Genomic DNA, 18,208 nt, shown 5'->3' with positions numbered 1-18,208 from the left:
GATGGCACAGCAGATGGAAAACACCAACGAACCGGCGGACCAGTCGCATGCGAAAGCGCGCCTGATCGCCCTTCGTGACCTTGCCGTGGTCGTTGGGGTCATGGTGGCCGTCAAGCAATCGCTCCTGCCCATCACCCAGCTCTACGCAGGGCCGGCATCGACGCTCAGCGCGATGATCGTGGCCACGCTCTTGCTGCGGCGCCGGGGGAGCAGCTGGGGCGATCTTGGATTTCGCTGGCCCGAAAGCTGGATCAGGACGCTGGGCCTCACGCTGTTGACCATGGCGTTCTTCCTGGTTTGCACCCAGCTCATGGTCCTGGTCGCGGACCGGTTCTTCGAAGACATCGGCACCAGCGATCGCTTCTCGCACATTGAGGGCAACCTTGCTGCCTATGTGATGATCATGGTGCTCGTGTGGACGCACGGATCCTTCTTCGAGGAGCTCCTGTTCCGCGCATTCATCATCAGCAAGGCAAGCGAAGCCACGGGCGGGGGCCTGCGCGGGGACATAATAGCCCTGCTCGTTTCCTCGGCCTTCTTCGGCTATCGCCACGCCTATTATCAGGGGTGGCACGGCGCGCTGGTAACGGGCGCGGGCGGCTTTGCCTTCGGTGTGTTCTACCTGTGGTTCGGGAGGCGGAACATCATGCCGCTGATCCTGGCGCATGGCACGTTCAACACGCTGGGCCAGACGTTCCGGTATCTCGGGATCGAGGACTGATCGCGCGGCAAGGGCTACCGATCGGCGTGTCCGGATTTCGGTGATGGGCAAGGAAAGGTGGTGCCGGCTAGAGGAGTCGAACCCCTGACCTGATGATTACAAATCAACTGCTCTACCAACTGAGCTAAGCCGGCGACCTTGAAGGCAAGCGCCTTTCGAGCAAACGGTGCGCAAAGTCCAGCCCTGTATGCGACAAAGCCTCACCTCGGGCTTCAGAACGCAGACACCGCCAGGGCCAGTACGATGCAAAGCAGCAGCGCTTCGAGAAAACCGCGCAGGGCCGTAAAGAAGCTCGTCCACCAGGGGCGCGACAATTCGCGGCGAAACCAGGCGGTCTGGACGGCGAGATACCAGGCAATGGTCAGTGCCGCCAATCCAAGTCCTGCCGTCGCGCCGCCACCCCCTGCAGTAACAAAAAGGCCGCTGTTCAGGCCGATCGCAAACGGACCCGCAATGAAGCATTGGGCGTAGAACGGCTCACGCAGGGTCTTGCGATCGAGACGGATTTCCCGGGTACGGAGCAGCCGCAGGGACAGCATGAGCGGGAAAAGCGAGAACGCCACCATCCTGAACGCAATGAGATTGGTGTCGTCCGCGAGAAAGCCCTGCTCCTGCGGCTGCAGGTTCCATCCGAGCTCAACGAGGTGGATCGCCCCGAGGGTCAGCGCGAGAAAGATCGGTGGACTGAGCGTATCGGAATAGCGGTCGTCCTCCTCGTCGAGCAGCTCCGCATCGGCATAGTCCATCAGATCGAGTGGCTGGACGATGCTGCGGAAAAGGGTGAGCGGGTAGAAGACCAGCCAGACCATGACTTCGTAAAGAAGCAGTTCGAGCGACTTGATGATCTTCATGAAGTCCATCGCGCAACCCTATCGGCACTATCGGATCAGAGCCACCCTTGCGCGCGGTACCATTCGGCTGTGGTCTTGAGGCCTTCCTCGCCGCCGATGCGGGGGGACCAGACCGCCTCGGGCACCTTGTGGCTCGAACGCGCGACCCAATTGGGGTGGGTCATGTAGCCGACGCGGTCGGCGGTGAGGCGCGCCTTGTCGCCGCGCAGCAGTCGGTCGGCGCGCGCCGCCGCTTCCAGCACGGCGCGTGGCAGGTGCGGAGCGAAAACGGGCCGCCCCACGGCCTTGCCGATCGCCTTCGCCAGTTCCTTGTGCGACCAGCCGCCTTCGCGCCCATCGTCGGGTTCGAAGGTGCGCCGGCGGACGAGGGCGGGGGAGGCGTCGACGAGGTCGAGCAGCAGGCGCGCGAGGTCCTCGACATGGATGATCGAGCTGGCGCCGCCCGGAGGCAGGGGGACAAGGCCGAACTTCGCGCTGCGGAACATCTCGAAATAGTCGACATCGTGCGGCCCATAGACGCCGGGCGGGCGCACGATGGTCCAGTTTAGGCCGCTGGCTTCGACGCGTTTCTCCGCCTGCGCTTTCGATGCGCCATAGGCAGACAGCTTGGGCTCGCGCGCGGAGAGCGAGGAGACGAAGACGAACCGCTTGACCTTTGCCGCCTTGGCTGCGGCGATCAGCCGCTCGGTGCCGCCGACATTGGCGTCTTCGAAGGCCGCCGGATCGGGCGCGTTGGTGAGGCCCGCGACATGCACGATCGCGTCGGTATCGGTGCACAGGCTGGCCAGGGCTTCACCGTCCGAAAGGTCGCCCGCCACCCATTCGACCCCCTCGCGGGGCGGCTGTTCCCGGCGGGTGAGCGCGCGCGCGGTTTCCTCGCGGCGCAGCGCCTCTTTAAGGACGGCCTTGCCGACAAAGCCGGTCGCCCCGGTCAGCGCGATGGTCATGCGTGCACCATATGGTCGCGGTGTACCACGGCCGCGCGCGGGGCGTAGCCCAGTTTCGCTTCCTGCTGCTCTTCGCGAAGGCCCAGGATCGCGCGGCATTCGGCCGCTGTGTATTCGACGAGGCCCTGGCCAAGGCGCTCGCCCCCGGGCCCGTGGATCGCAACGAGATCGCCGCGCGCAAACTCTCCCTCAAGCGCAGTAATGCCTGCGGCCAGTACGCTGGCCCCTTGCGCAAGCGCGGCCATGCATCCCGCATCGACGCTGAGCACGCCGGAGGGTGCAAGGCGCCCGCCGAGCCACGCCTTGCGGGCGCTGCTGTCGGCCTGCGGAAGGAACAGCGTGCCGACGCCGCTATCGAGTGCGCGCGCTATCGGTGAGGGCTGGGTGCCGTTGATGATGGCCAGCGCAATGCCCGCCCGTTCGGCAATTCGCGCGGCCTGGAGCTTGGCGGTCATCCCGCCCGAACCGAGGCCCGAGGACGAGGCGCCGCTGGCCATGGCGATAACCTCGGGCGTGACCCCGCTGACCACGGGCACGAGGCTGGCCCCGTCTTCGCGCGGGTCGCGGTCGTACAGGCCGTCGACATCGGACAGCAGCAGCACGCCATCGGCATCGGCTGCCTGCGCCACGCGGGCGGCGAGCCGGTCGTTGTCGCCAAAGCGGATTTCTTCGGTTGCGACGCTGTCGTTCTCGTTGACGACGGGGACGGCACCGGTCTCGATCAGGCGGGCAAGCGTGGCCGAGGCGTTGAGGTAGCGGCGGCGGTCTTCAAGGTCGCCCAGCGTGACCAGCATCTGGGCGGCGGTAAGGCCGTGCTCGCCCAGCGCATCGGACCACAGCCGGGCCAGCAGCACCTGCCCGACCGAGGCGGCGGCCTGCGCATCGGCAAGGCTGCCGCGCCCGCCCTTGGGCAGGCCCAGCTTTGCCGCACCCAGGGCAATGGCGCCCGAGGATACGACGATGATTTGAGTGGTTTTTCGCAGCTCGGCGATTTCGGTGGCCAAAGTTGCCAGCCACGCGCTGCGAGCGGCGCCGTCCTCGACCAGCAGCGCCGAGCCGACCTTGACGACAAGGCGGCGCGCGGTGCGCAGGTCGGGAAGGGCGGCGATGCTCATCGGGCAAGCCCTAGCCAATGGCGATGGCCGGCGGAAGCCGCCTTAGCTTGACCCTGTCGAAGCCCGCCTTCGCCCTCAGATCGGCGACCAGTCGCTATTGCCTTCCTCGGGCGCGTCCTCGACCTCGGCGGCGTTGGTTTCGGTCGAGGTGCGGTCGGGCAGGTAGCCAAGCACGCCGTCGAGCAATTCGGAAATCCCTGCTCCGGTGGCGCCGGAAATGGTGAAGACCTTGTCGGCGCCTGCGGCCAGCAGCTCTTCGGCAAACCCTTCGCCGAGTTCTTCGTCGGCGAGGTCGAGCTTGTTGAGGGCCACGAGCTGCGGCTTGTCCGCAAGGCCGCCGCCATAGGCTTCGAGTTCGGCGTTGACCGTCTTGTAAGCCTCCGCCGGGTCCTCGCCCGAAATGTCGATCAGGTGGATCAGCACGCGGCAGCGTTCGATGTGGCCGAGGAAGCGGTCCCCGATCCCTGCGCCATCGGCCGCGCCTTCGATCAGGCCGGGGATGTCGGCGAGCACGAATTCGCGGCCCTTGTGGGTCACGACGCCAAGCTTGGGGATCAGCGTGGTGAAGGCGTAGTGGCCGACCTTGGCCTTGGCGTTCGAGACCTGGTTGATGAAGGTCGACTTGCCCGCGTTGGGCAGGCCGAGCAGGCCGACATCGGCCAGCAGCTTGAGCCGCAGCCAGACCCACATTTCCTCGCCCGGTTCGCCAGGCTGGTGCTGGCGCGGGGCACGGTTGGTCGAGCTCTTGTAGCTGGCGTTGCCGCGACCGCCCATGCCGCCTTCGAGAAAAACGATCCGCTGGCCGACCTCGGTGAAATCGGCGAGCACCTCTTCCTTGTCTTCCGACAGGACCTGCGTGCCCACAGGCACTTCGATCACGAGATCGGGCGCGCCGGCGCCGGTCTGGTCCTTGCCCTGTCCGTGGTTTCCGCGCTTCGCCTTGAAATGCTGTGCGTAGCGGAAGTCGATCAGCGTGTTGAGGCCCTGGACGGCTTCAAAGATTATGTCGCCGCCCTTGCCGCCGTTGCCGCCGTCGGGTCCGCCGTATTCGATGTATTTTTCACGCCGGAAACTGACAGCGCCGGGGCCGCCCGCGCCGGACTTCAGGTAGATCTTGGCTTGGTCGAGGAAATGCATGGCGCGCCCTCTAGCCGCTTTCGCGCGGCTAGGCGAGGGCGCGCATGCTCAAGGTCGCTCAGTCGACGAAATCGTCGATCCGCTCGATCACGATGGCAGGCGCCATGCCGCCCGCCGCGCACATGGTGACAAGGCCGTAGCGGCCGCCCGAGCGTTCGAGTTCGTCGAGCGCCGTGCCGATCAGGATCGAGCCGGTCGCACCGATCGGGTGGCCCAGCGCCATCGCGCCGCCGTTGATGTTCACTTTCTCGCGGGGCAGGTCGAGATCGCGGATGAACTTCTCGGCCACGACCGAGAACGCCTCGTTGATTTCCCAGACGTCGATGTCGTCCTTGGTCAGGCCCGCCTTCTCGAGCACCTTCTTCGCTGCCGGGACGGGGGCATTCAGCATCAGCGTCGGGCAGTCACCCTGGTTGGCATAGGCGACGATGCGCGCTCGCGGCTTGAGGCTGTGCTCCTTCGCGTAGTCCTCCGATGCCAGCAGCAGCGCCGCGGCCCCGTCGACCACGCCCGAGCTGTTGCCCGCATGGTGGAAATGCTCGATCTCGAGGTCGGGATACTTGCGGTTGATCTGCTTCCGGAAAGTCGTCCCGCCGATCTCGAAATCGGCCAGTTTGCCGAAGCTCGGGTTGAGCGCGGCGAGGCCCTCTGCAGTGGTTTCGGGACGGGGGAATTCTTCCTTGTCGAGCGCGACCGTGCCGTCCTCGTTCATCACCGGCACCACCGACTTGTCGAAGCGGCCTTCGTCGATCGCGCGCTTGGCACGCTGCTGGCTGACGAGGGCGAGGGCGTCGAGATCCTCGCGGCTGATGCCTTCCATGCTGGCGATGGCATCGCCGCACACGCCCTGGTGGCTCTGCGGGTGGAGCACGTCCAGCGCCTCGTTACCCGAACCCATCAGGCGCGGCGGTAGGCCGGCATTGGCCTGTTCGGCAGCGAAGGCGGCGGTGTAGCTCATCATCTCGGTGCCGCCGGCGATAACGCAGTCTTCCATGCCGCTCATCACGGTGGCCGCGGCAAGGTTCACCGAGGTGATGCCGCCGCCGCAGAAGCGGTCGAGCGTGGTGCCGCTGGCGCTGATGTCGTAGCCCGCCGCAAGCGCGGCCATGCGGCCGAGGTCGCCGCCCTGCTTGCCGTTCTGGCTGCTGGTCGACCAGATGATGTCGTCGACCGATCCGGTGTCGAGATCGTTGCGCTCCTTGAGCGCGGACAGCACGGTCGCGGCAAGATGCTGCGGATGCAGGTGCGAGAGCGCGCCCTTGCCTGGCTTGCCGATCCCCCTGGGGGTACGGACGGCGTCGATGATATAGGCCTCGGCCATAGCTTGCTCTCCTCTCACGTGTTCGATTCTTGCGGCGAATGCCGGTTGACGTTTGCGTAAACGTGACGCAGCAAGGGCGCAAGACAAGTTTCGAAATGCAATCGGAGAGAGAGCCGCAATGAGCGAAGAAGTCCTGACCAGCGAAGAGGACGGCATTCTCGTCGTCACAATCAACCGGCCCGAGGCCAAGAACGCCATGACCAAGGCGGCTGCCGAGGGGATCGCGGCAGCGATGGACCGGCTCGATTCCGACGACAATCTGCGCGTCGGCATCCTGACCGGCGCAGGCGGAACCTTCTGCTCGGGCATGGACCTCAAGGGCTTCCTGCGCGGCGAATCGCCCAGCGTCGAAGGCCGCGGTTTCGGCGGCGTGGTGCAGGCCCCGCCCAAGAAGCCGCTGATCGCTGCGGTTGAAGGCTATGCCCTTGCCGGCGGGCTCGAACTGATGATCGCCTGCGATCTGGTCGTCGCGAACGCAGGTTCCAAGTTCGGCATTCCGGAAGTGAAGCGCGGTCTTGTCGCAGCGGCGGGCGGCGTGATGATGCTGCCCGACCAGATCCCCGAGCGGATTGCGATGGAACTGGCGTTGACCGGCGACTTCATCGGTGCGGGCCGTGCCTACGAGCTCGGCCTCATCAACCGCGTGACCGACGGCTCGGCGCTGGACGAGGCGAAGGCACTTGCCGCCAGCATCGTCGCCAACGGCCCGCTCGCCGTGCGCGTGTCGAAGGCCGTGATCAAGGAATCGCGCGGTTGGCCGATGGAAGAGCGCTACACGCGCCAGACCCAGCTGATCGCTCCCGTCTTCGTTTCCGAAGACGCCCGCGAAGGCGCCGCTGCCTTCGCCGAGAAGCGCGCGCCGAACTGGAAGGGCAAGTAAGACCCGCCGGCGCGCACTCCCCCCAGGATTGAGAGAGGAAAAACCAACATGTCCGTTCTGAACGTACCCCAGCCCGAGTTCATGGAAGACGAGGAGATCGCGATCTTCGCCGACGCCGTGGGCAAGTTCTACCAGCAGCACGCCCCCGAAAAGCGCGTCCTGCAATGGCGCGAAAATGGCCAGGTGGAGCGCGATTTCTGGCGCGAGGCGGGCGAAGCGGGCCTGCTCGGCGTGTCGGTGCCGGAGGAATACGGCGGCCACGGCGGCGACTTCCGCCACGATATGGTGGTGATCGACCAGCAGGCCAAGCACGGCGTCGAAGGCTTCGCCGCCAGCCTGCACAACACAGTCATCCTGCCCTATCTCGTGCGCCACGGCACCGAGGAGCAGAAGAAGAAGTACCTGCCCAAGCTCGTCACCGGCGAACTCGTCAGCGCCATCGCCATGACCGAACCGGGCGTCGGCTCCGACCTCCAGAGCGTGACCACCACCGCCCTGAAGGACGGCAATGGCTACCGCATCAACGGGGCCAAGACCTATATCTCGAACGGCCAGACGGCAGACTTCATCATCGTCGTCGCCAAGACTGACCCGAACGAGCGCGCCAAGGGCATTTCGCTGATGCTGCTCGAAACGGACGGGGCCGAAGGCTTCCAGCGCGGCAAGAAGCTCGACAAGATCGGCCTTGATGCGGCGGACACCTCCGAGTTGTTCTTCGACGATGTCTTCGTTCCGGCCGAAAACGTGCTCGGCGGGGAAGAAGGCAAGGGCTTCTACCAGCTGATGGGCGAACTGCCGCAGGAACGCCTGATCATCGCCATGGGCGCGATGACGGGAATCGAGAAAGCGCTCGAGACGACGATGGAATTCGTCAAGTCGCGCAAGGCCTTCGGGCAGACCATCTGGGATTTCCAGAACACGCAGTTCGTGATGGCCGACCTGAAGGCGCGGGCGACCGCGGCCCGGGTGTTCGTCAACGATTGCATTGCCAAACACCTCAAGCGCGAACTTACTGTCGATACCGCCTGCATGGCCAAGTACTGGGTTACCGAGCTGCAGGGCGAGGTGGTCGACAAGTGCCTCCAGTTCCACGGCGGTGCAGGCTTCATCAACGACTACCCGATTGCACGCATGTACCGCGACAGCCGCATCACGCGCATCTTCGGCGGTTCGAACGAAGTCATGAAGATGGTGATCGCCCGCGCGATGTAGAATCCCGTGGGATAGCCGCGGTCCTTGGTTGCGGCGGACAGTCAGAACGCTAGCGTATCTCCTCGAATCGGGGAGCACCGCATGCGGCCAATTCGGCAGGAATTGCCGATGACACGGAAAGGCGCAGTTTTTTGCGCCTTTCTTGTTGTCGCCATGGTCCTGGGCGGTGGCGGGTCGCCGAGCGCCTTGCCCGAAGTCCTCGTCCAGCTTGGCTTTGCAGCGGCCTTCGTGCTGTGGTTTGCATGGGCAACGGTTGATCAGGCGGGGATGCGGGCCGTCCCGCGCGCGCTCTACGCCCTCGCCGGCGTGGCCATCGCGCTCCCGCTGATCCAGCTTCTCCCCATGCCGCCGGCCTTGTGGCAAGCGCTTCCCGGACGCGAGGCGCAGGCAGGAGCTTTGGCAGCGATCGGTGAGGGCGGAAGCTGGCGCAGTCTTTCGATAGCCCCGCACGCGACCTTCGCCAGCCTCCTCGCGATCCTGCCGGTTGCAGGCGCAATGCTGGCCGCGAGCCAGCTTGAACGGCGCGACCGCACGGCGGTTGCGGTTGCGATCGTGCTGGTCTCGCTCGCCGGCGCCGGGCTGGGCGTGCTCCAGATGGCCGGCGGACCCGAAGAGTTCCGCCTCTACGAGAAAGCCCATCGCGGCTGGCTGGTCGCATTTCACGCCAACCGCAACGCGGCGGCGGACGGCCTGCTTATCGCCTCGCTTGCGATGGCGGTGTGGACGCTGGGCCGCGCGCTTCGCCACGGGTTGTCGGCGACCGGCCTCGGGATTTTCGCGATTGTGCAGGCGGTGTTCCTCATTGCCCTCATTATGACCGGCTCGCGGGCAGGGATAGCGCTGTGCCTGGTCGTGGTCGCAATCCAGCTCGCCATGTTTCGTTCGGCCGGGATCGGTGTCGGGCGCAGGCGGTCGATTGCCTGGCTGGCGGGCGTGTTCGCGATCCTGGCGGCGAGCTTTGCCTGGCTGTCCTCCGCCTCCCGGCTGTCGCAGGTGGCCGAGCGGTTCGACGCGACGAGCGACTTCCGGACCGAGCTGTGGACCGATACCCTGACGGCGATCGGCGTGTTTTTCCCGGCGGGTAGCGGGATTGGCACCTTCGCCGAAGCGTTCCTGCCAAGCGAGCGGCTGGAGGTGCTGGACGACCTGTTCCCCAACCGCGCGCACAACGATTATCTGGAGTTCTTCTTGGAGGCCGGGATCCTCGCCCCGGCCGCGCTGCTGATCGGCCTGTTTTGCCTGATCAGCCTCGTGCGCAGCGCCTATCGCGCCAGCGGAGGCGTGTTTTCCCCGCAGATCCTCTTCTCGCTCGGCGTTTTGTTGGTGATCGCGCTCCACTCCATCGTTGATTATCCCCTGCGCAACATGGCAATAGCGGTGCTGACAGGGACAGCGGTAGGGTTGCTGGGAAGCGTTGGTCGCTCCCGCTTCGAACCGGAAAAAACGGAAGAAAGCGGATGAACCTCACGGTGCCATTGCATGGACTTGTCCGCTGGCCGGTCGCTGCGCTGGCGGGCCTCGCGCTCGCTGGATGCCAGGCGGGACTCGACCCTGTCGTTCCCGCGGGACAGGCCGGCTACTCAGCCATCGCCACCGATGCGTCCAACCTGGCAGAGCGCTACGCCCTTGCGCCGGGCGATGTCGTTTCCGTGCGCGTGTATGACGAAGCGGACCTGAGCGTCGAGGATATCACGCTCGACAACGCCGGCGTCCTCAGCCTGCCGCTTATCGGCGATGTGCGCGCAGCGGGGCAGACCGCAACCGAACTCGCGCGGTCGATCGAGGCGGCCTACGCGGCCGACTACCTGCGCGATCCGCGCGTGTCGGTGCTGATCAAGCAGGCCCGTGTCCAGACGATTGCGGTCGAAGGCGAAGTGACCCAGCCCGGGGTCTTCCCCTACCAGCAGGGCCAGACCCTGCTGACCGCGCTGGCCCTGGCGCGCAGCCCCACCGATACGGCGAAGCTCGATCACGTCATCGTCTTTCGCACCGCAGGCGGCGAGCGCCAGGCGGGGCGTTTCGACGTGCAAGCTATTCGCGGCGGGGCGATGCCCGATGTCGACCTGCTACCCGGCGACACGGTCGTCGTCGGCTATTCCGCAACCCGCGGCGCCTTCCTCGACGCGGTTCGCGCCATTCCCATCATCGGTGTCTTCAGGCCTTATCCATGACCGGCGAGATACAATCCACGCCTGCGAGTTTCCTGGCTGCGCGCCAGCAGGCAGCCTATGACGCTGCCGGCGAGAACCCGCTAAGCGCCCTCGTGCGGCAGGCCATCTCGGCGGTCCGACGCCATCTCTGGATGGCGCTGGCGATCGTTGGCGCCTGTGTCGCGCTGGCGCTGGTGTCGACCCTGCTCGACACCCCGCGCTACACCGCGCAGACCAGCGTCCAGATCAACGACCAGAGCGACGAGGTCCTGGGCAGCGATTTCGAGCAGAGCAATGCCTCCGCCCCGAGCGATTGGGATATCGACCGGTTCCTCAACACCCAGCTCGGCATCCTGACGAGCCGCGGGCTGGCGGAACGGGTCGTCGATCGCCTCGAACTCGGCAGCAGCGAACGCTTCTTCAGCGCGATGGAGGTGACCGCCTCGGCGCTGGAAACTGAAGGCGATGGCCGGACGCTGGCGGTCAACCTGGTGCGCAGCAATTTGGGCGTAGATCTGCCGCGGGCAACGCGCATCGCCTCGATCACCTTCACCAGCACCGATCCGGGTCTCTCATCGCAGATCGCCAACGCCTTCGCCGAAGAGTTCATCCAGGCAAACCTCCAGCGCCGTTTCGACAGCTCGGCCTACGCCCGGGATTTCGTGGCCGAGCAGCTCGAAGAAGCGCGTATCTCGCTTGAGGAATCGGAGCGCGAGCTCAACGATTACGCCAAGGCCGTGGGCCTGATCCGCACGCGCGATGCGCTGGCCCCCAACCCGCGGGATGTGGCCGCAGGATCGATCACCGGCGCTACGCTCGCACAGCTCAACGAAGCGGCCGTCGATGCCCGTGCAAACCGGATCGCCGCCCAGTCCCGCTGGGATGCCATTCGCGACACCGCGCCGCTCGCCTCGCAGCCGGTTCTCGCCAACCCGACGGTCCAGGCGCTGATGACGCGCCAGGCCGATCTCGAGGCCCAATTGCAGGTCGCGCGCGAACGCTACCTGCCGAACCACCCTGCGATCAGCCGCCTCGAAAGCGATATTGCGGCCGTTGCCAGCCAGTTGAACACCACCGCCGCACAGGTGCGTCAGTCGATCTTTGCGGAGTACCGCGCCGCCCAATCGGCCGAGCAGCAGCTCGACGGGCAGGTTCGCCGCGCCCGCGGGGAAACGCTCGCCGAGCAGGACCAGTCGGTGCGCTACAACGTGCTCGCCCGGCAAGCCGATACGGCGCGTTCGATCTATGATGGTCTGCTGCAGCGCTACCGCGAGCTCAACGCGTCAGCCGGCATCTCGTCCAGCAACATCTCGATCGTCGACCGTGCCGAAGTGCCCGAGGTGCCTTCCTCGCCCAATGTGCCGCGCAATGTTGCGCTGGGCCTTCTGGTCGGCCTGTTCCTTGCCGGGTTCGCCGTGTTCCTGCGCGACCAGCTCGACGATGTGATCCACACGCCCGAAGATGTCGAAGACAAGCTCGATCTTCCGCTTCTCGGCGTGGTGCCCCGGGTGGAGGAAGAACGCCCGATCGAAGCGCTGGGCAATCCCAAATCGTCCATTGCCGAAGCCTACAACTCGATGCGCGGCGCGCTTCTCTACTCGACGCCGCAGGGCCTGCCCGGCATTATCGTGGTGACCAGCGCGCAAGCGGCCGAGGGCAAGAGCACGACGAGCTTCGCCATGGCGCAGGGCTTTTCGAAGATCGGCCTGCGCCCGCTCCTCGTGGACGCCGACCTGCGCCGCCCGGCTCTCGACAAGCTCATGGGGATGCGTTCGGAACGCGGCCTTACCGACCTGCTGGTTTCGCAAGACGACCCGGCGAGCGCGATCCTCTCGATCGAGGAGCATGGGATCGACCTGCTCCCGGCCGGACCGCTTCCGCCGAGCCCGTCCGAACTGCTCGCTTCGCCGCGCATGGCCCAGCTGCTCGAAATGCTGGGCGAAGCCTACGACGTCGTCATCCTCGACAGCCCGCCGGTTCTCGGACTGGCCGACGGACCGATGCTCGCTGCGCTTGCCGACGGAACGGTCTTCGTTGTCGAGGCCGAGCGTGGACGCAGCGGTTCGCTCAAGGCGGCGCTGCGGCGCCTCCGCTCAATGCAGCCGGTCCTGCTGGGCGCTGTGCTGGCGAAGTTCGACCCGACCAAGTCGGGCAACCGCTACTCTGCCTATTATGGCTACGACTATTACCGCTACGCCACGGGTGACGCCCGGACCGAGGCATGAGCACAGGCGCGCGGCGGATAGGGTTGGCGGTTGCTGCGGCTGTCGTGTTCGCGCTGCTGGCGCTGTTTTCAGGGGCAGACCGGTACAGCGAGTTCCAGCCGAGTGCGGTTCGCTTCGTCCCTGAACCCTTCCGCGCCGATGCGGCCCTTGTCGATGCATCGCGTGCGCTGGCCCGCGGCGAGCACGAAACGGCGGCGAGGTTTGCCCTCGAAGCGGTGACGGCGAGCCCGAACGACGCGCGAGGGCTGGCCTTCTTCGGAGCTGCAAAGGAGCTCGACGGCGACACCGAGGCCGCACGCGACGCCTTCGCGATCGCGGCGCGTCTGGGTCACCGCGAACCACTGACACAGGCGTACTGGTTTGCAACGCGGCTTGCTTCGGGCGAGGCGCAGGAGGCTGCTGACCATCTCGACGCGATCCTGCGTTCGCGCGCCGATTTCGCGCCGGCGCAGACCTATCTGGCCATGCTCGAAAACACGCCCGGCGGCCGCGTGGCCCTGGCGGAGAAGCTGCGCTCCAACGCGCTGTGGTCGGACAGCTACCTGACCGCCGAGCGCTTGCCGGTGCAGAGCCTGAGAGACCGGGCACGGTTCCTTTCCGGGGTTGCGGGTGAGGTTCCGGTGATCGGCTGCGAACGGATCCGGCCGATGCTGCTCAATCTCGCAGCGAGGGGCTTTCGCGGCGAGGCAGAACGTCTCGCCGCCGCGCAGTGCCCCGAATGGGCAGGGCAGGGGCCGATTGCGGATCCCGAGTTCGAGGCGCTGGGTTCGAACGAGGCCGGGCCTTTCGGTTGGCGCCGCCACGCGACCGGCGATGTGCGCGCGTCGCGCCTCTCGGGCGACCGGGCGCGGGTGGAGCTAGAGAACCGCTCCAGCGTGACACGCCTCGTGCTCTCGCAGCCCGTGGCGCTGGCCAAGGGCCGCTATGTCCTGTCGGCCAAGGTCGATGGGCCGGGCGGCCAGCGGGTCGCGGTGTCGCTCGATTGCGGGCGCCCCAGCCGACCGGCCTTGCGCCGCCAGCGGGTCGATCGTGAAGGCTGGACGCTTGAAAGCGAAGGCTGCGCTGACGCGCTGCTGGGCATCTGGCTGCGTCCGGGCGGCGAGCGCGTGGTGGTCGACCGGGTGGACCTCGTGCCTGCCCCCTAAAGCAGGGCGCCGTAGATCTCTTCCCAATGAAGCGCGATGCTCGCTTGCGAAAACGGGCTCGCGGCAAGTTCGCGCGCTGCTGCGGACTTGGTCAGCCATTGCGCGTCGTCGATGCTCATGGCTGTCCTGATCGCATCGGCAATGGCATCGCGGTCGGTGCCGCAGCGGATGGCCGCTCCGGTTGCAAACCCCTCGGGAAGGTTGCAGGCGTCCGACTGGATGGTCGGCGTCCCGCTCGCCCAGGCTTCGAGAATGGCCATCGGCAGGCCTTCGCTGAGCGATGGCAGGACGAGGAAGCGCGACACATCGAACAGCGCGGCTTTCTGGGCGCCAAAGGCTGTCCCCACGAACTGGATCGAGGGATCGGCGCGCTCCATCGCATGCTCGAGCATGGCGATCCCTTCATCGTCGCCCCAGCCGGCGATGGTCAGGGTTGCATCGGCAGGAAGTTCGCCACGCAGGCTGCGCCAAGCGGCAATCAGGGCCGCGATGTTCTTCTTCTCGTGAATGCGCCCGAGATAGAGCAGGTGGGGCGGCGGCGTCCGATCGCGCGGAGGGCTGGCCGCGGGCGCCGCGTTGGGGACGACCGCGACCCGGGCGCCCGGGCTTTCGCGCTCGATATCGGCGGCCTCGGCAGCAGTAAGCGCGTGGAAGGCCGCGGCCCGGTGCCAGGCGCGGCGTTCCCAGAGAAGCCGTGCAGCCTGCTTCTTCCAGGCGTTGCGACCAGTGATCCACGGATCGAACATGCCATGCGGGCTTATAATTAGCGGGCGGCCGGTTTCGTCGGCCCAGCGGCCCGCGGCGTGGGTCGGGTACTGCCAGACACCGAGGAGGTGCAGCAGGTCGAGTTTTGCGTCGGAGAGCACCACAGGCAGGTCGGGCGCATAGGCTAGCTGTGCAGGCCCTCGCGCGGCGGCAAGCCGGATATCGGCATCGCCAAGGCGCCATCGATCCTGCTCATGCGCGGCGTCGGTTACGGCAAGGACGACCGGCTGGGCACCAAGCGCGCGGAGCATTTCCGCCTGCGCGACGACCGCTTCGAAGACGCCCCCGTTGGCATGGCTCGCCCAGGCAGAAAGCAGCCCGATGCGCTTACCGGCAAGGGGGCGCTCTTCGTTCAGGCCTCGACGACCTTCTGCTCGATCGCGCCAAAGATTGAGTGGCCCTCTGCGTCGCGCATTTCCACGCGTACGGTGTCGCCCGGAGCCATGAAGGGCGTCTTCGGCTCGCCGTCGGCAATCGTCTCGATCATGCGGATTTCCGCAATACAGCTGTAGCCAAGACCGCCGTCTGCCACCGGCTTGCCCGGATCGCCATCGGGACCCTGGTTCGAAACCGTGCCCGAGCCAATGATCGTGCCGGCGGCCAGTTTGCGGGTCTTGGCGGCGTGCGCGACCAGCTCGGCGAGGCTGAAGGTCGCATCGACCCCGGCGTTCGCACGGCCGAAGGGTTCGTTGTTGTAATCGACCATCAGCGGCAGGTGGATCACGCTGCCTTGCCAGGCATCGCCCAGCTCATCGGGCGTGACCGCGACAGGGCTGAAGGCGCTCGCCGGTTTCGACTGGAAGAAGCCGAAGCCCTTGGCGAGCTCGCCCGGAATCAGGCCGCGCAAGGATACGTCGTTCACAAGCATGACCAGCTTGATGTGATCGGCAGCGGCTTCCTTCGACACGCCCATCGGCACATCGTCGGTGATGACGGCGACTTCGCCTTCCATGTCGCAGCCCCACTTGGTGTCGCCCAGCGGGATGTCGTCGCGCGGGGCGAGGAAGCTGTCGCTGCCGCCCTGGTACATGAGCGGGTCGTGGTAGAAGCTCTCGGGCACCTCGGCGCCGCGCGCCTTACGGACCAGTTCCACGTGGTTGATGTAGGCCGAGCCGTCGGCCCACTGGTAGGCGCGCGGCAGCGGCGAATGCGCCTCGCGTTCGTGGAACCGCTCGCACGGCACGGCCTGGTGTTCGACATCTATGGCCAGCGCTTCGAGCTTGGGAGCGATCTCGTCCCAATTGTCGAGCGCGGCCTGCAGCGTCGGCGCGATGTTGTCGGCCGCGCAGTAGCGGGTGAGGTCTTTCGATACGACCACCAGCTTGCCGTCCCGGGTCCCGTCCTTGAGTGTGGCGAGCTTCATTCTGTTTCTCCTTGCGGCCCCTTATTGTCGGGTTTGTAGTCGGGGCTGTCGATCTGGTTGTCGGGATAGGCGCGCGCGAAGGCCTCGTGCGCGAGGCAGGCGCGCTCGATCCGCGTGATGTGGGGGTGGTCTGCGAAGTCGAAATCGAAGCGGCGGGCGTTGTAGACCTGCGGCAGCAGCACGACCTCGAAAAGGCCCGGCGCGTCGAACAGGAAATCGCCGGTGCCAAGCTGGGCGAGCCGCGCTTCCATCGGATCGAAGGTCCGCTTCAACCAGTGGCGATACCAGTCGTCGATCTCGTCCTTCGAATGGCCGAGCGGATCGGCAAGGTACTTGAGGACGGGCAGGTTGTTCACCGCGTGCGTTTCGGTTGCGATGGCGTAGGCCAGTTCGCGGGCGGTGAAGCGGTCTTCAATACCCTTCGGCAACAGCGGCGGCTCGGGATAGGCTTCGTCGAGCCATTCGAGCTGCGCCATGGACTGCGCGCGGTCGCGCCCGTCGGCCTGGAGCAGCGGCACCGAACCGAAGGGATTGCGGCTCACGTAGGCCTCGTCCTTCTGCTCGGCCTTCACCAGGTTCACCGGGACATAGTCGTAATTCAGCCCCTTGAGGTTCAGCGCGATCCGCAGCCGGTAGCTCGTCGAAGAGCGGAAATAGCCCAGCAGCTTCATCAGAACGCGGCGATCCCGGTGACCGCGCGGCCCAGGATCAGCGCGTGGACGTCATGCGTGCCTTCGTAGGTGTTGACCGTCTCGAGGTTCACCATGTGGCGGATTACCTGGTATTCTTCCGAAATGCCGTTGCCGCCGTGCATGTCGCGCGACTTGCGCGCGATATCGAGCGCCTTGCCGACGTTGTTGCGCTTCACGATCGAGATCATCTCGGGCGCGAACTTGCCTTCGTCCATCAGGCGACCGACGCGCAAGCTGGCCTGGAGACCCATCGAGATCTCGGTCATCATGTCGGCGAGCTTCAACTGGTAGAGCTGCTTCGATGCGAGCGGCACGCCGAACTGGTGTCGGTCGAGGCCGTACTGGCGCGCGGCGTGCATGCAGAATTCCGCTGAGCCCATCGCACCCCAGCTGATGCCGTATCGCGCACGGTTGAGGCAGCCGAACGGACCCTTGAGGCCCTGCACTTCGGGCAGGAGCGCGTCTTCGCCCACTTCGACCTCGTCCATCACGATCATGCCGGTGGTCGAGGCGCGCAAGCTGAGCTTGCCTTCGATCTTGGGCGCCGAGAGCCCCTTCATGCCCTTCTCGAGCACGAAGCCGCGGATCCCGCCGCCATGCGCTTCGCTCTTCGCCCATACCACGAAGACATCGGCGAAGGGCGCGTTCGAAATCCAGGTCTTGGAGCCCGAAATAACGTAGCCGCCGTCGACCTTCTTCGCGACAGTCTTCATGCCGGCGGGATCGGAGCCTGCGTCGGGTTCGGTGAGGCCGAAGCAGCCGATCAGCTGGCCGCTGGCGAGGCCGGGCAGGTACTTCTTGCGCTGTTCTTCACTGCCGTATTCGAAGATCGGGAACATCACGAGGCTGGACTGGACCGAAGCCATCGAGCGGTAGCCCGAGTCGACCCGCTCGATCTCGCGCGCGATCAGGCCGTAGGCGACGTAGCTCGCGCCTGCACCGCCGTATTCTTCCGGCACGGTCGCGCCCAGGAGGCCTGCTTCGCCCATCATCGGGAAGAGTTCGGGATCGTCGACTTCCTTGGAGAAGTTCTCGATCACGCGCGGCTGCAGCTCGCCCTGCGCAAAGGCGTGCGCGGCGTCGCGGATCATCCGCTCGTCCTCGGTCAGCTGCTCGTCGAGATTGAAGGGATCGTCCCAGGCAAAAGGCACCATACCGGCCATGTGGTCTCCTCTGTTCTGGTGCTGCCGATGGCAGGGATGCGCGCGCGCCGCAAGGGGGACTCAGGCGAGCTCCGCATCGGGAGAGGCCAGCAAGGCGTAGCGGCTTTCATCGCAGTGGCCGGTGACCCACTCGTCCCCGACCTTCAGCCAGGCGTGAAAACGCGGCGCACCGTCAGCGCCGCGTTCAGTCCCGATGTAAAGCTGCGAGGTGATCCCGCGGCGCTCCAGCATGGCGCGCGCGGTGAGCGCCTGTGGCAGGCAATTGGGGCTGCCCGGCACGTTGCGCAGCGCCCGCGCTATGGCGAGGCGGACCCTGCGGACGGTTTCTAGCCGCGCCGGCGCCACTTCATCGAGCGGTGGGCCCGAGGCAACGGCCCCGAAACGCTCGCGCCAGCGGCGCGGTGGTACCAGGCGGATACGAAGGTGCGCTCCGACAAGCCCGGCCATGGCCTCAAATGTGGCCCAGCGGTCCTCGCCATCGAGCGAGAGGAAGGTGCGCAGCTTCGGCATTGCACCGCCAA

General features: G+C 66.2%; 17 protein-coding genes and 1 tRNA gene. 7 read left to right on the top strand and 11 right to left on the bottom strand.

The annotated features are described in order from the left end of the window. The first annotated feature begins 1 nt into the window (after nt 1). Complete coding sequence (locus tag KUV82_RS11635; protein ID WP_219954429.1) at nt 2-721, top strand: CPBP family intramembrane glutamic endopeptidase; 720 nt, start codon at nt 2-4, stop codon at nt 719-721. Between the two features lie 58 nt (nt 722-779). On the opposite strand, the gene KUV82_RS11630 is transcribed toward KUV82_RS11635, so the two are convergent. The 6 genes from KUV82_RS11630 to KUV82_RS11605 all read right to left on the bottom strand — a co-directional run bounded on the left by KUV82_RS11630 (nt 780) and on the right by KUV82_RS11605 (nt 6,092). Further along, nucleotides 780-855, bottom strand: a tRNA-Thr gene (locus KUV82_RS11630). Between the two features lie 78 nt (nt 856-933). Further along, nucleotides 934-1,581, bottom strand: a complete 648-nt coding sequence (locus tag KUV82_RS11625) for a hypothetical protein (RefSeq protein ID WP_219954428.1) — start codon at nt 1,579-1,581, stop codon at nt 934-936. 26 nt (nt 1,582-1,607) lie between these two features. Beyond that, nucleotides 1,608-2,519 (bottom strand): NAD-dependent epimerase/dehydratase family protein, encoded by a 912-nt coding sequence (locus KUV82_RS11620; RefSeq protein ID WP_219954427.1) that lies wholly within the window; start codon nt 2,517-2,519, stop codon nt 1,608-1,610. Then, nucleotides 2,516-3,634: a glutamate 5-kinase gene (gene proB / locus KUV82_RS11615; protein WP_219954426.1), complete on the bottom strand. Its 1,119-nt coding sequence runs from the start codon at nt 3,632-3,634 to the stop codon at nt 2,516-2,518. The genes KUV82_RS11620 and proB overlap by 4 nt, the downstream gene beginning before the upstream one ends. A gap of 75 nt (nt 3,635-3,709) precedes the next feature. After that, nucleotides 3,710-4,771, bottom strand: a complete 1,062-nt coding sequence (obgE, locus tag KUV82_RS11610; protein WP_219954425.1) for a GTPase ObgE — start codon at nt 4,769-4,771, stop codon at nt 3,710-3,712. A 58-nt stretch (nt 4,772-4,829) separates the two neighbouring features. Further along, complete coding sequence (locus KUV82_RS11605) at nt 4,830-6,092, bottom strand: acetyl-CoA C-acetyltransferase (RefSeq protein WP_219954424.1); 1,263 nt, start codon at nt 6,090-6,092, stop codon at nt 4,830-4,832. 118 nt (nt 6,093-6,210) lie between these two features. Here KUV82_RS11605 and KUV82_RS11600 point away from each other — a divergent pair, with 118 nt between their 5' ends. The 6 genes from KUV82_RS11600 (at nt 6,211) to KUV82_RS11575 (ending at nt 13,704) form a co-directional block, all read left to right on the top strand. Beyond that, nucleotides 6,211-6,972 carry a crotonase/enoyl-CoA hydratase family protein gene (locus tag KUV82_RS11600; protein WP_219954423.1) on the top strand — a complete coding sequence of 254 codons (762 nt, stop codon included), beginning with the start codon at nt 6,211-6,213 and terminating at the stop codon, nt 6,970-6,972. A gap of 48 nt (nt 6,973-7,020) precedes the next feature. Then, the gene (locus tag KUV82_RS11595; RefSeq protein ID WP_219954422.1) at nt 7,021-8,184 is read left to right on the top strand and encodes an acyl-CoA dehydrogenase family protein; all 1,164 of its coding nucleotides are present in this window, start codon (nt 7,021-7,023) and stop codon (nt 8,182-8,184) included. Nucleotides 8,185-8,292: 108 nt separating this feature from the next. Beyond that, nucleotides 8,293-9,645 carry an O-antigen ligase family protein gene (locus KUV82_RS11590; RefSeq protein ID WP_219954421.1) on the top strand — a complete coding sequence of 451 codons (1,353 nt, stop codon included), beginning with the start codon at nt 8,293-8,295 and terminating at the stop codon, nt 9,643-9,645. Next, the gene (locus KUV82_RS11585) at nt 9,642-10,355 is read left to right on the top strand and encodes a polysaccharide biosynthesis/export family protein (protein WP_219954420.1); all 714 of its coding nucleotides are present in this window, start codon (nt 9,642-9,644) and stop codon (nt 10,353-10,355) included. The genes KUV82_RS11590 and KUV82_RS11585 overlap by 4 nt, the downstream gene beginning before the upstream one ends. Next, a complete protein-coding gene (locus KUV82_RS11580) occupies nt 10,352-12,559 on the top strand; it encodes a GumC family protein (RefSeq protein WP_219954419.1) in 2,208 nt (735 codons plus the stop codon). The genes KUV82_RS11585 and KUV82_RS11580 overlap by 4 nt, the downstream gene beginning before the upstream one ends. After that, complete coding sequence (locus tag KUV82_RS11575) at nt 12,556-13,704, top strand: hypothetical protein (RefSeq protein ID WP_219954418.1); 1,149 nt, start codon at nt 12,556-12,558, stop codon at nt 13,702-13,704. The genes KUV82_RS11580 and KUV82_RS11575 overlap by 4 nt, the downstream gene beginning before the upstream one ends. Here the strand turns inward: KUV82_RS11575 and KUV82_RS11570 are convergent. From KUV82_RS11570 to KUV82_RS11550, 5 genes are all read right to left on the bottom strand, one after another. Further along, on the bottom strand, nt 13,701-14,720 hold the full coding sequence (locus tag KUV82_RS11570) for a glycosyltransferase (protein WP_219954417.1): 1,020 nt from the start codon (nt 14,718-14,720) through the stop codon (nt 13,701-13,703). The genes KUV82_RS11575 and KUV82_RS11570 overlap by 4 nt on opposite strands. A gap of 101 nt (nt 14,721-14,821) precedes the next feature. Continuing rightward, nucleotides 14,822-15,832 (bottom strand): fumarylacetoacetate hydrolase family protein, encoded by a 1,011-nt coding sequence (locus tag KUV82_RS11565; protein WP_219954416.1) that lies wholly within the window; start codon nt 15,830-15,832, stop codon nt 14,822-14,824. Next, on the bottom strand, nt 15,829-16,503 hold the full coding sequence (gene maiA, locus KUV82_RS11560) for a maleylacetoacetate isomerase (RefSeq protein WP_219954415.1): 675 nt from the start codon (nt 16,501-16,503) through the stop codon (nt 15,829-15,831). Before maiA ends, KUV82_RS11565 begins: the two co-directional genes overlap by 4 nt. After that, entirely contained in the window at nt 16,503-17,678 is a 1,176-nt protein-coding gene (locus KUV82_RS11555) for an acyl-CoA dehydrogenase (protein WP_219956313.1), read from the bottom strand. Before KUV82_RS11555 ends, maiA begins: the two co-directional genes overlap by 1 nt. Before the next feature lie 69 nt (nt 17,679-17,747). After that, complete coding sequence (locus KUV82_RS11550; RefSeq protein ID WP_219954414.1) at nt 17,748-18,197, bottom strand: lasso peptide biosynthesis B2 protein; 450 nt, start codon at nt 18,195-18,197, stop codon at nt 17,748-17,750. Nucleotides 18,198-18,208: the final 11 nt, after the last annotated feature.

It is taken from the genome of Qipengyuania flava (assembly GCF_019448255.1).
Lineage (GTDB): Bacteria > Pseudomonadota > Alphaproteobacteria > Sphingomonadales > Sphingomonadaceae > Qipengyuania > Qipengyuania flava_A.
The sequence above is the reverse complement of the archived record's forward strand: the minus strand, read 5'-3'. Positions and strand labels throughout refer to the sequence as shown.